The following is a 12,036-nucleotide window of genomic DNA, read 5'->3' on the forward strand; positions in this document are numbered from 1 at the left end:
ATTAAAAAAATTATACAAAAATAAGATTTTTTTAAAACAAATTAAAAATTATAATAAAAAAAGTAGTAAAAAAATATGAAAAAAAGCTTATTCTCTGGTTTGTTCTAACCTTACAAGCCTTGTAACATATCCTGCAATTTTATTTCTTAAATGTTTAGTACTTACAGTAGAGTATTCTTGTACTAATTTTTTATTTTCTTCAAAATCAGTGGTGAAAACTCCTTTGTGAGTTTCAATAAGTTCTTTTGCTAAACGTTTAACAAATGAAGTTCTAATATTACCCATCAACATTCCTCCTTAAAATTTTTTCCTGCTCATTTTTATTTAAAATAGTTAGCATGTCTACTATTTGATCAATAATTTCATTATCAAGACCCAAGTCTGTACAAAGGTCATCTATCTTTTGATGCACAATATCTTCCCTGCCTTTATCAAAAATAGGCATATCCAGATATTCTTTTGAAAGTGCAATATCTTTTGCTAAAGATGTCCTTTGATAAATTAAATCAAATAAGTCATTATCAATTTCATCAATACGATTTCGTGATTTCTCAAGAAGTTCTTCAGCTTCCTTTTTGTTTTTAAAAGTTTTTATCTCATAACTACTTTCCAAAAAATCACCAAACTGATAATAATGATAATAATATAATTTATTATAATACTAGTATATAAACTATATGTTTAAAAAAAGTAAAGAATAAAAAATTTGAATTTTTTATTCAGTTTAAAGTATTTTATTGTAATTTAAAAAAGCACTCATTTCTTTATAAGATAAATCAGTAGCTTTTGTAGATACCTTATTAACTGGACTTATTACCTCACAAATTACAGCTGGAGTTCCTTTATAATTGACCCAGTCTGCCAAAGACCATCTGTATTTCTGACCAGGATAGTAGAAAATCTTATTTACTTTAGCATTCTTAGCAATGTAATTTGAAAGATCAACACATTTTGTAGGTGATTTATATCCTAAAACGACATTTATTCCAGGAACCCCCGGACTTACGGTAGTATGGAAATCACCATATGCATCACATTTGTATTTTGTAATCAATTTTGTAATCTTATTTGAAACAGTACCTGCTTTATGAGCCACTCTGTTAAAATCATAATTTGTGAGCCTTACTTTTTTACTGATAGCCTTAACATTGACAAACGGAATTATGTAAACTGTACCTTTAATAGGATTAGTGGTCATATATGTAATCATTTTCATTGCTGCAACCTGAGAGTTCAATTCATTTCCGTGAACTCCAGCAGTCATGAAAACAACCTTACCGTTACCACCTTTAATAGTTATTAATGGAATTCCTTTTTTTGTAGCTTCTACGGCTTTTTTAACCCAATAATTATTAGGCATGTTCTTTTTAATCAATGGAGCTTTACTGACATCTCCAGTAAGTCCCCATTTAAGAATTTCCATTGAAACGTAATTATTCACCACATAATTATTCTTGCCTGTAAAACCGTCTGCAAAGTAATTTATTACATATTTTCCGGAATTATACTTAAGGAATAAAGTGGCATAGCCATTCGCATTTGTATATCTTGTATATGATTTCTTACCTATGGTAAAATTGACACCATATCCCACTACAGGTTTTCCGGAATTGTCCAGCAGCCTCACAACATATTTGGTGTTTGTTCCATATTTGGTAGTTATATCTCCAGTATGAGTTACCCTTGAAGAAAGCAGTTTAATATTCTTAGTAACAGATTTATTAGCATATTCAATTAAAATATTATAGTTTCCAGGGTTTAAAGCAATATTTAAATTAGCTGTACCGTTTTCATCAGTATCAACAAATAAATTTTCATTGTTTAATGTAACAGAAACATTTCTAGCATAAACGCCAGTACCGTTTGAATCTACAATATTAAAAGTATAAACCGGATTAGCTTTATAATACCAGACAAAATCTTCAGCCTGAATAGATATATTTAGCTCTTCATTTTCACCAGTATCTCCTGAAGAGACGTTACCTTCAGAAGATAAAACCTCATCCACAGATACATCACTTATTGGATAATTTTCATCAGCAGAAATTCCAATGGAATCTGTCTGAGCAACAATATTATCATCAGCTATGCCTACTGCATCATCAGTGAAATTATCTGATGCTGAAACAGCAGAAATACTGACAAATAAAATTAATATCAACAACAATAATCTTTTCATATCAATACACAACCTTCATTATCAACATTTGTTTCTATAATTTTACCTTCATATTTACCCCATATCTCTTTTACATCATCTATTGAATTATCATTAACAACGGCTACAAATGAAGAACCAGTTCCAGATAAACCTGAAGCAATGGCGCCTGCCTGCAGAGCATCAATAGCTATTGTAGAATCAAAACCTAATGTTGCAGAATAGATTAATCCATTTAAATTTAAAGCTTTAAGATAATTCTTCTGTTTTGCAAATTCAAAAGCCGTTTCAACCAGGGGAGCCAACAATTTCATTCGCTCAGGATTTGAATCACCTGATTTTGAATAAAAATTTGGCATGTAAACTAAAATCGGATAATCCTGCATTTTTTCTTTTATAATAAATTCCCTTTTTTTATTATCCGTTACAACAACCCCTCCAAAATAAGAAGCCGTAGCATCATCAAAAGATCCAGTAATGGTAACCCCAGCATCCAGTGACGCATCGATTGCCATGTTAATAATTTCCAAATCATCAAGAGGCCTTAAATCAAATTCATCACTTATAACTGAAGATACCGCTTTAACAATTGCATTGGATGAAGCACTGCTGCTTGACAGTCCTGATGCCATAGGCAGACTGGATTTTGTTTTAACCTCAATACCGAATTCATCCTTACTGATATTGTAATGTTTAAAAACCTTTTCAACACATAATTCCATCAATTCGCTATCTGCACCAACATCATTAGAACAGGAAATGGAATTATTTTTTGATTTGGCTTCACATTTTATATCCAGTCCGATTCCAAATGCAGAACCGAAACCAGTAGCAATTGCATTAATAATTGTTGCTGAACCCGGAGACCTTACAGTTTTTTTCATATCACACCTCATCATAAGGAATATTAACTTCGGAAAATACCTTCGCCCTATTTCTAGCATTTAAAGATAATCCCACTCTAAATTCAACATCATTAATAACCTTATCGATTGCACTTGCAATTGAAGAAATCTTAGTTGGATTAACCAATAACCCCACATCATCATTGATGATTTCAGTGATTCCTCCGACATTACTGCCAATTACAGGTTTACCGCAAGCTAAAGCTTCGATTAAAACTAAACCAAAACTTTCTGAAAGTGAAGGTAAAACCAAAACGTCACAACTCGGAATAATATTTTCAACATCGTTTCTGGAGCCTAAAAATATTACGTCACGAATATTTTCATCCTCAACCTTTTGATTGAGTTTTTTAAATAACGGTCCATCACCAACAATAACCAGATAATAATCACTGTTTGCAATTTTTTTGGCTTCAAGTAATGAATCAACATTTTTACGTTTAATTAAATTACCTACAAAAAGAACTATCGGCTTATCCAGTAATTTGTTTTCCTCTTTAAATGTATTGTTTTCTTTAGAGGAAAATTTGTTAATATCCACTGAATTCCAACAAATTCTGGTTTTATTGGATATGCCTGTAACACCAGTAGCAATAATTTCATGTTTTAATGCATTACTAACTGCGAGAACAACATCGGCCTTTTTCAATACATTTTTAATAGTGGAACGCATTAACGGTTGTTTTTTATATACTTCAAACATATCTGATCCATGGGCAGTAATATATGTTTTAATGCCATGTTCATTTCCAACTTCAACAGCCGCAGCACCGGCTGGGAAAAGATAATGGCCATGAATAATATCAATGTCTTCTGTCTTTAAAAGCTCTTCCAATGCCTTTTTAGCATTCTTTTTAAACATTAAACCTCTGACACCAGGTACATTAATGCCTCTGGTTCCAATCACATGAATTCCATCAATGTCCTTGATATCTTTATGAGGATATGTGATTACAAAAACTTCATGCCCCTGTTTAACAAGTTCCTTTGATAACGTGTGTATATGAACACCTACACCGCCCACATGAGGCGGAAATTGACCAACCATAGCTATTTTCATGAAAAATAATCTCCACTATCTATAATATTATATTGTGAATTTCTTGTTTAAATAATTAATTCAACATAGTTTATTTTTTTAAGAAATTCTTACAATCCCCTCCACTTTATCAAAATCTTCATCAAATGACAATATTTCTTGGATATTATTTTCTTTCATAGTATGAATTGCAGTACAGTCTGCGAGAGATAGTGTTCCGTCAAATTTAAGATAATATCTAAGTGACTCATCAAGCAATGTGTCTGATTTAAATATGGTGAAATTGTCCTTGATATATTTAAAAGTCATGACCCCCACTTTTCCACCATGACAACTTCCAATGAGGTTTAATGACTCGATAATCATCGGTTCTGTAATTATTTTATCTTCTGATTTTAACGTTTCAAGCAATCTAACAGCATCACTATGCCATTGGTCCTTTTCGACTATTAATGCAATTAGATATGAAGCATCTACAAAAATCAATTTATCACCATTTTAATCCTTTTGAGCCTCTTTTTTTAATTTCAACACTATTATATGGTAATTCTGTTTTAATTAAACCTATTATGTCCTCTTCAGTAACTTTCTTTTCAATTTTCAAGAGTATCCCTTCTTCGGTATTTGTCCATGAAATTTCATCACCTGCAACAATATCATAATGTTTTCTAAAATCGGCAGGAACAACAACTTGATTTGAAGAACTTACTTTTGTTATCGCATACATATAAATCACATTTAATTTTATAAAATAAATTATATTATATAAAGTATTTAAAATTATACTTTATATATCATAATTTAAAAAATATTTCTTCAAATCTTTTATATATTAGACTATAGTTTCAACAGATATAAGTATTACTATTTTTAAAATTTGTAATAATAAATATTTCGAAAAAAAGTTAAATTAAAATAATTTTGTTAATTATAATTCCATGTTGTTGTTTAGATAATTTCCTTCCATATCAACAAGAATTACATTTAAATCCAAATCAAAACGCTGCATGCATCTTTCATGAATTGCAGAGGCAATGCTGTTTGAAACTTCAAAGGAAAGGTCAATCTCATTTAAGATGTTCATCATATCATCAGTTGTTTTTGAATCATATAATCTTTGCAAATCATCTCTGCCGGCACCGCAAATAGCCGCATGAGCAACCATGATTTCGCGCCTGCCATCTGCCACCGCATGTTTTGTATTGAATATGCCTCCGGCGACTTTAATCAATTTTCCCATATGTCCAAAGAAAGTGAATTTGGTAATTCCTCTTTTTTCGGCCTCTTCAAACATGAAACCTACATAATTACCAGTCTGAATAATCTGCTCTTTTTTAACATCCAATCTCTCAAGTGCCAATTTTTCACCGATGTTGCCGGGTACAAAAACCAAATCCCCAACATCTGAAGCCAATGCAACATCAATTTGAGTTACAATAGAGTTTTTATAAGCATCACTTGACATGGATCTTGCAATACCTGTTGTTCCAAGAACAGATATACCATCAACAATGCCCAATTTGGGATTCATTGTTTTTCGAGCAATATTAATACCTTCCGGAATAGAGATAGTGACTTTTGCAACCTTTCCATCCGGAATTTTGTCGGATAAATTTTTAACAATCATTTTGCGGGGGCCAGGATTTATTGCATAATCTCCAACAGGAATCTGAAGACCCGGTTTGGTAATTTTACCTACTCCCACACCCCCAGTAATAATTACGTTGGATTTCTCATCAGTTTTATCGAAAAGTTCGACTGTTGCAATTATATCTAAATTAACAGTAACATCAGGATCATTATATGGATTTTTATGAGCTATAGCCTGAGCTTTAAAAGAAGATAATAATTTACACTCATCAATAATAATGTCCAATGTCTTTTTAGGAGTTTCAACTTTAACACATGCAATATCCGGAGAATCGATAATCGCATCTAAAGCTGCAAGAGAACAAGCTGTGGCAACAGTGCCAGTAGTTACTCCAGTATAATTATCATCAGTCATAATAAAAAAAAGAATAAAAAGAATCTACATTAAAGATTCTAATTTTTCAATCAAATAATCATCAGGAAGTGCACCTGGCTGTAAAACTTCACCATTAATAACAAAATTAGGCACTGCCATAATACCATATTCAATTGCACGTTTATAATTTTCCTCATTTTCATCAATTTTAACCAAATCAAGGTCGATTTCATCCCCATACTTCTCTTTCATTCTTTCAGCTGCTTCAATAGCTCCAGGGCAGTGAGGACATGAACTTGTTGAAAATACTTCTAATTTAATTGCCATTATAAAATCTCCTATAATTTTGATTTAAATCTATTTTAATAATTTGTTATATATAATTGTTACCACCTCGAATAGATTTCAAATGCTCTCTGCAAATATTTATTATATATTAAATTAAAACAAATTAAATGATTAAAATGGAAAATTTACCAGCAGATATTAAAAAAATAATAAACAGCGCATATCCCTACATTGAAGAGTTCAACCCTGCTCAAAAGGCAGTAATTGAATCAGGCTATTTAGATGACAATTCAAATTATATTATATCAATTCCAACCGCTAGTGGAAAGACTGTTTTGGGAGTGCTGCCCGCACTTAAAACAATACTTAATGGAGGAAAGGCAGTTTATGCAGCACCTCTTCTTTCAATTCAAAATGAAAAAGTAAAGGAATTTAAAGCCTTTGAGGAACATGGAATAAATGTAGGAAAACACCCGTCAAGCTCTGATTTATCAGTCATGGTTTTTGAATCATTTGATGCACTTACACGATTTTCCTGGGACAATCTACGTGATGTGGATACATTAATTATAGATGAATTCCATATGATTGGAGAATATAGCAGAGGCCCAACTCTTGAAGCGGCAATAACCAGAGCAAAAATTATAAATCCAAGCATGAGGATAATTGCGCTTTCAGCAACATTGCGGAATATAGAAGAAATTGAAGGATGGCTTGAAGGAACCTGTGTTGAACACGATTACAGACCAGTACCCCTGCATAAAGAGGTTTTGGATGCGGAAATGTTCAATACAAAAAATAAAAATGACGTGATTGTAAAAGTAATCGAAAAGGCAATAAAGGACAAATCACAGGCACTGGCATTTGTATCAACCAGAAGATTTACAGAAAGCCTTGCAACATATGTTTCCGGAAAAATCAGCAAAAAAATCAATGTCGAACAAAGAAAACGATTCAAGGAAGTTGCTGAAAAATTACTGGAAGTTCCGAAAAAGAAAGGATCACTTCCAACAACAACATGCGTTAAACTAGCTGAAGCTGCTGAAAAAGGTGTGGCATTTCACCATGCGGGACTCTTTAATGAACAAAAAGAAATTATTGAAGACGAATTTAGAAAAGGAAATATATTAATGATTACTGCAACTCCAAGTTTAATGTATGGAGTCAATTTACCATCAAAAACTGTTGTCATTCGTGACCATACTCGCTGGACCGGCAACGGCCCGCAGCCAATCCCTGTTTTTGATTATGAGCAGATGTCCGGAAGGGCTGGAAGACCACAATATGATGATGTGGGATATTCCTATCTTATTGCTAAAACAATGGATGAAGCACAAAACCTGCAGGAATATTACGTTGAAGGTGAAATCGAATTAACCAACTCAAAATTGGTTGACAATAAGGATGCAATTTACAGACAGATTATTGCCCAGATTGCTTCAACACTTTCCAAAAATCTGGAAGACCTGACTGACTTTTTTGGAAAAACACTTTACGGATACCAGATGAGCAACAATCCTTCAATGGCCATGTTTGCACAGGACAGCTTGCGATTCGAACTTGAAAGCGCTTTGGAATTTTTACTTCAAAATGGAATTATAAGAGCCACTCCCGAAGGCCTTAAAACAACTGATTTTGGTAATTTAATAGCCAGATCAAACTACAGCGTTGAAACAGCCGTTAAAATTAAAGAATACATATCATATATGAATGAACTGAATGTCGAAGAGTTCATTTATGCATTATCAGAAACTCCAGATTTACCTTTAATTTCATTTAAAGGAAGAAAATCAAAAGATCCTGTTCGAGATAAGCTTTCCGAAGTTGGATTGTTTGCAGTGGATATCGGAAACCCAGAAGCCACAACAGTCTCATTAATCGAGTGGATTAATGAAAGAAACGAATATGAAATCGAAAACAAATATAATGTATACTCTGCATCCACCAGGAGATCAGCTTATGAAGCATCCCGCCTTGTAAGATTTGCTAAAAATACTTCAGAAGTTTTAGGAAACTATTCAAACCTAAAAGAGTTTGATTTCCTATCTGCAAGATTATACTATGGTGTTAAAGAGGATATAATACCATTAGTCGTTGGCGTTAAAAGACTTGGAAGAAAAAGAGCTAGAAACGTTGTGGAAATATTTGGAAACGATTTAAGTGGAGTTTCAGAAAAAGAGTTACAAAAAATTGAAGGCATAGGGCCTAAACTAGCTGAAAAAATAAAATTGTTTGTTAATAATTAAAAAATGAAGGTAGGATTAACCTCCACCTTCAGCAACACTTGAATCCATTTGCATGTTTTCAAGTTTTTCTGCTTTTTCTTTTAATGCTTCAATATCTAGTTCATCATTGCCGTGATCATCAGTGTTTGTTTTTAAATCTTTCTCATCAAGCAATTCGACTAGTTTTGAGCGATACCATAAATTAGTTTTGTCGATTTTAACCCAATCGATACCTTCATCATTAGTTTTAACATCAATGACTTTACCGATTGTTCCTGTATCGACATATCTAACGTATGAATCAAGAGCGATTTCTTTGTCTCTTGCATCAAAAGCCATAAGCATTACCTTTTAATAAAATTTATTCTTCGTCGTCTTCAACTTCAATTGTAGCTTCAACAGTTTCTTCAGGTTTAGGAATCTCTTTGTTTAAGATAACATATGCCCCAATAGTAGCCACATCATCAAAATCAATTTCAAGTTCATCTCTGGAGAAGATGTTTTTTTGTAAAGTTAAAGTAATTTTTTCAATTTTTCCATTTGCTGGGTCAAAATCGACATTGTCAACTTTACCTACTTCATTTGCATTTTTATCTAAAACAGTAGAACCTAAAAATTCTTTAATTTTCATAGTTTCACCTTCATAAAATTATTTAATATAATATTTGAATGACCAAGTATTTAAATAAATCAATTATATAACATTAACTATTAATTTGATAACGGTGAAAAAATGCAAAAAGCATGTCGAATAATTATTGAGGGTATTCTTGATGGCAAAATATCTACTCGGCGTGACCTCGAAGTTGAAAAAAGACAACTTTGTCGTGATTTGAAGCTATCTCGATTTATGAGCAATGCAGACATTTTAGAGTTTGCAAAGCCTGAAGAAAAAGAGATTGTATCGGGGATTTTAAAGAAAAAACCAACAAGAACAATGTCCGGTGTTGCAATTGTTGCTGTAATGTGCCATCCTCATAAATGTCCTCATGGAAGGTGTTTTTATTGTCCTGAAAGTGACATAGCCCCACCTAGCTATACCGGTGAAGAGCCTGCTGCACTGAGGGGAAGAATGTATGAATTCCACCCATATATTCAGTGTTTTAACAGACTAAAACAACTTAAAAAAATAGGCCATCCAATTGACAAAGTTGAATTAATCATCATGGGAGGAACATTCCCTTCAAGAGATCTTTGTTATCAGGAATGGTTTGTATCCCAGTGCCTGAAGGCAATGACTGATTTTGGACTGATTATTGAAAATAAACCTGGAAACTATGAATATAACTTAGATTATGATGAAATCAGAACCTTTGAGAATGGAACTTTAAAAACATACCCCCCAAATGATTATGTCCTGATAGATGATGTGCAAAAGGCAAATGAAAACTCCAAAGTAAGATGCGTTGGAATGACATTTGAAACACGCCCGGACTACTGCAAACAGGAACACATCAATAGGATGTTGAATTTTGGAGTTACAAGAGTGGAATTAGGCGTGCAAACATTATCTGATGAATTATATCTAAAAATAAAAAGAGGTCATACTATTGCCGATACGATAGAAGCCAATCAGCTTTTAAGAGATTCCGCAATAAAAGTCGCCATGCACATGATGCCTGGATTATTTGTTGATGAAAAACAGGATTTGAAAATGTTTAAACAGTTATTCAGTGATGATAACTTTAAACCGGACATGCTTAAGATTTATCCTTGTCTTGTTACAAAAGGCAGCGAACTTTATGATTTGTGGAAAGAAGGAAAATATACTCCCTACACTGACGAAGAAGCAGTTGAACTCATAGTAAAAATCAAGGAAATTCTTCCAAAATGGGTTAGAACCATGAGAATCCAAAGGGATATCCCATCAACACTCATTGAAGCAGGAGTTAAAAAATCCAATTTGGGAGAACTTGTTTATAATAAATTGGATGAAAACAACATTAACTGCCAATGCATCCGGTGCCGTGAAATAGGCCATAAAAAGACATCAAGAGAATATGAACTTGATGAGTTTGAACTATTCAATATGAAATATAATGCATGTGGCGGTGAGGAAAATTTCTTATCCATCGAAGACATTAACGAAGAAAGTATTGCAGGATTTTTAAGGTTGCGTTTTCCATCAAAAGGTCGTTTTAGAGAAGAAATTACTGATAAAACATCTCTTGTTAGAGAATTGCATGTATATGGAAACATGATTAAAATCGGAGATAAAAATCCTAAAATAGGTCAACACACAGGATTTGGTGAAAAACTCCTAAAAGAAGCTGAAAATATATCTTTAGATAAAGGATATGAAGAAATAGCCATTATTAGTGGAATAGGATCTAGAAATTACTATCGTAAATTTGGATATGAAAAAGTTGGACCATACATGAAGAAAAGATTAATATGAAAATATTTAAATACATGTTCGTATAAACACTAACTAATTAAGAGAGTGGTAATATGGTTATATATAACATCAAAAATTCAAAAGAATTAGCTAGTTACATCAACTATACTAATTTAAACAACATGATTACAGAATCAGAAATGAGAGAATTTCTCGAAAAAGCAAAAGAGTTGAATTTCAACTCAGTAATTATTTCACCGACATATGTTCCATTAGCTAAGGAAATACTGGCTGAAACAAATATCAAAGTCGGCAGTGTTGTCGGATTTCCATTAGGATTTGAGAGTATTGAAAGTAAAGTGGCCGAAGCAAAAGCATTAGTGGATCTTGGAGCCGATGAAATAGATGTTGTAATGAATTTAAGCTACATCAAAGATGAAAAATACGAATTACTTGAAAAAGAAATAAAAGAAATTAAAGAAACTGTCGGAGAAAGAACTTTAAAAGCCATCATTGAAACTAAAGCTTTAGAAGACTATCAAAAGGCAAATGCCGCAAAAGCTGCTGAAAAATCAGGAGCTGATTTTGTCAAAACAGCAACCGGCTTTGTAACTCCAAACCACATATTCGAAAATGTGAATGACATTAACATATTCCAGAAACATGCCCCAAAAATCAAAATTGAAATTAATGGCGGAATAAACGATTACAAAACTGCCAACCAAATTTTGACTGGTGGAGCGGATAAAATCGGAAGTGATATGGGTTATGAAATTGTAAAAAGATACAAAGAATTACGAGAAAACACCCAGGTAACTCCAAAACCAATTACCCTAACCAAAAAAGATTAATGTGGAATTATTCCACTTAATCAACTTATTTTCAACAATCTAAAAAAATACTGTTTTTAAATAATCATTTTTAGAATATTAAATAAACTAAAAATTAGTAAAAATCTTCAAAAATAGTAAAAAAGAATGCCATGTGCCGGACTTGAACCAGCGACATCTAGATCTTCAGTCTAGCGTTCTCCCATCTGAACTAACATGGCATATGGACCGAACGAGATTCGAACTCGTGATCTCCTCCACGTCAAAGAGGAATCATACCCCTAGAC

The 12,036-nt window shown here is 32.6% G+C and carries 14 protein-coding genes and 1 tRNA gene; 3 read left to right on the forward strand and 12 right to left on the reverse strand.

The window, feature by feature from the left end; translation table 11 throughout:
- Window positions 1-87: 87 nt before the first annotated feature.
- The 9 genes from IJL02_RS00225 to IJL02_RS00265 form a co-directional block, all read right to left on the reverse strand.
- Window positions 88-285 carry a 30S ribosomal protein S17e gene (locus IJL02_RS00225; RefSeq protein WP_292807928.1) on the reverse strand — a complete coding sequence of 66 codons (198 nt, stop codon included), beginning with the start codon at window positions 283-285 and terminating at the stop codon, window positions 88-90.
- Window positions 278-613, reverse strand: coding sequence for a chorismate mutase (locus IJL02_RS00230; RefSeq protein WP_292807930.1), 336 nt, complete (start codon window positions 611-613; stop codon window positions 278-280). Before IJL02_RS00230 ends, IJL02_RS00225 begins: the two co-directional genes overlap by 8 nt.
- Window positions 614-724: 111 nt before the next feature.
- Window positions 725-2,179 (reverse strand): succinylglutamate desuccinylase/aspartoacylase family protein, encoded by a 1,455-nt coding sequence (locus tag IJL02_RS00235; protein WP_292807933.1) that lies wholly within the window; start codon window positions 2,177-2,179, stop codon window positions 725-727.
- Window positions 2,176-3,042: a shikimate kinase gene (locus IJL02_RS00240; RefSeq protein WP_292807935.1), complete on the reverse strand. Its 867-nt coding sequence runs from the start codon at window positions 3,040-3,042 to the stop codon at window positions 2,176-2,178. Before IJL02_RS00240 ends, IJL02_RS00235 begins: the two co-directional genes overlap by 4 nt.
- 1 nt (window position 3,043) lies before the next feature.
- A complete protein-coding gene (locus IJL02_RS00245) occupies window positions 3,044-4,123 on the reverse strand; it encodes a glycosyltransferase family 4 protein (protein WP_292807937.1) in 1,080 nt (359 codons plus the stop codon).
- Window positions 4,124-4,201: 78 nt separating this feature from the next.
- Window positions 4,202-4,588 carry a type II toxin-antitoxin system VapC family toxin gene (locus IJL02_RS00250; RefSeq protein ID WP_292807940.1) on the reverse strand — a complete coding sequence of 129 codons (387 nt, stop codon included), beginning with the start codon at window positions 4,586-4,588 and terminating at the stop codon, window positions 4,202-4,204.
- Window positions 4,589-4,592: 4 nt separating this feature from the next.
- On the reverse strand, window positions 4,593-4,829 hold the full coding sequence (locus IJL02_RS00255; RefSeq protein WP_292783262.1) for an AbrB/MazE/SpoVT family DNA-binding domain-containing protein: 237 nt from the start codon (window positions 4,827-4,829) through the stop codon (window positions 4,593-4,595).
- Between the two features lie 201 nt (window positions 4,830-5,030).
- Entirely contained in the window at window positions 5,031-6,107 is a 1,077-nt protein-coding gene (gene cbiD / locus IJL02_RS00260) for a cobalt-precorrin-5B (C(1))-methyltransferase CbiD (RefSeq protein WP_292807942.1), read from the reverse strand.
- A gap of 24 nt (window positions 6,108-6,131) precedes the next feature.
- Entirely contained in the window at window positions 6,132-6,395 is a 264-nt protein-coding gene (locus IJL02_RS00265) for a thioredoxin family protein (RefSeq protein ID WP_292807944.1), read from the reverse strand.
- Between the two features lie 128 nt (window positions 6,396-6,523).
- Between IJL02_RS00265 and IJL02_RS00270 the strand changes: the two genes are divergently transcribed.
- Window positions 6,524-8,602: a DEAD/DEAH box helicase gene (locus IJL02_RS00270; RefSeq protein WP_292807946.1), complete on the forward strand. Its 2,079-nt coding sequence runs from the start codon at window positions 6,524-6,526 to the stop codon at window positions 8,600-8,602.
- A 15-nt stretch (window positions 8,603-8,617) separates the two neighbouring features.
- Here the strand turns inward: IJL02_RS00270 and IJL02_RS00275 are convergent, their stop codons facing one another.
- The gene (locus tag IJL02_RS00275; protein WP_292807948.1) at window positions 8,618-8,920 is read right to left on the reverse strand and encodes a DUF2098 domain-containing protein; all 303 of its coding nucleotides are present in this window, start codon (window positions 8,918-8,920) and stop codon (window positions 8,618-8,620) included.
- 22 nt (window positions 8,921-8,942) lie between these two features.
- Entirely contained in the window at window positions 8,943-9,212 is a 270-nt protein-coding gene (locus IJL02_RS00280; protein ID WP_292807950.1) for a PRC-barrel domain-containing protein, read from the reverse strand.
- A gap of 102 nt (window positions 9,213-9,314) precedes the next feature.
- Here IJL02_RS00280 and IJL02_RS00285 point away from each other — a divergent pair, with 102 nt between their 5' ends.
- Together IJL02_RS00285 and deoC are read left to right on the forward strand one after the other, a co-directional pair.
- Complete coding sequence (locus IJL02_RS00285; RefSeq protein WP_292807952.1) at window positions 9,315-10,979, forward strand: tRNA uridine(34) 5-carboxymethylaminomethyl modification radical SAM/GNAT enzyme Elp3; 1,665 nt, start codon at window positions 9,315-9,317, stop codon at window positions 10,977-10,979.
- Window positions 10,980-11,032: 53 nt separating this feature from the next.
- Window positions 11,033-11,770 carry a deoxyribose-phosphate aldolase gene (deoC, locus tag IJL02_RS00290; RefSeq protein WP_292807954.1) on the forward strand — a complete coding sequence of 246 codons (738 nt, stop codon included), beginning with the start codon at window positions 11,033-11,035 and terminating at the stop codon, window positions 11,768-11,770.
- Window positions 11,771-11,897: 127 nt separating this feature from the next.
- Here the strand turns inward: deoC and IJL02_RS00295 are convergent.
- Window positions 11,898-11,970, reverse strand: a tRNA-Phe gene (locus IJL02_RS00295).
- Window positions 11,971-12,036 lie beyond the last annotated feature (66 nt).

It is taken from the genome of Methanobrevibacter sp., from assembly GCF_017427765.1.
Lineage (GTDB): Archaea > Methanobacteriota > Methanobacteria > Methanobacteriales > Methanobacteriaceae > Methanocatella.

Excerpts from the sequence above, each read along its gene's own strand:
- IJL02_RS00225 (WP_292807928.1), bottom strand. The coding sequence starts at position 285 with ATGGGTAATATTAGAACTTCATTTGTTAAACGTTTAGCAAAAGAACTT.
- IJL02_RS00235 (WP_292807933.1), bottom strand. The coding sequence starts at position 2,179 with ATGAAAAGATTATTGTTGTTGATATTAATTTTATTTGTCAGTATTTCT.
- IJL02_RS00240 (WP_292807935.1), bottom strand. The coding sequence starts at position 3,042 with ATGAAAAAAACTGTAAGGTCTCCGGGTTCAGCAACAATTATTAATGCA.
- IJL02_RS00245 (WP_292807937.1), bottom strand. The coding sequence starts at position 4,123 with ATGAAAATAGCTATGGTTGGTCAATTTCCGCCTCATGTGGGCGGTGTA.
- IJL02_RS00255 (WP_292783262.1), bottom strand. The coding sequence starts at position 4,829 with ATGTATGCGATAACAAAAGTAAGTTCTTCAAATCAAGTTGTTGTTCCT.
- cbiD (WP_292807942.1), bottom strand. The coding sequence starts at position 6,107 with ATGACTGATGATAATTATACTGGAGTAACTACTGGCACTGTTGCCACA.
- IJL02_RS00265 (WP_292807944.1), bottom strand. The coding sequence starts at position 6,395 with ATGGCAATTAAATTAGAAGTATTTTCAACAAGTTCATGTCCTCACTGC.
- IJL02_RS00270 (WP_292807946.1), top strand. The coding sequence starts at position 6,524 with ATGATTAAAATGGAAAATTTACCAGCAGATATTAAAAAAATAATAAAC.
- IJL02_RS00275 (WP_292807948.1), bottom strand. The coding sequence starts at position 8,920 with ATGGCTTTTGATGCAAGAGACAAAGAAATCGCTCTTGATTCATACGTT.
- IJL02_RS00280 (WP_292807950.1), bottom strand. The coding sequence starts at position 9,212 with ATGAAAATTAAAGAATTTTTAGGTTCTACTGTTTTAGATAAAAATGCA.
- IJL02_RS00285 (WP_292807952.1), top strand. The coding sequence starts at position 9,315 with ATGCAAAAAGCATGTCGAATAATTATTGAGGGTATTCTTGATGGCAAA.
- deoC (WP_292807954.1), top strand. The coding sequence starts at position 11,033 with ATGGTTATATATAACATCAAAAATTCAAAAGAATTAGCTAGTTACATC.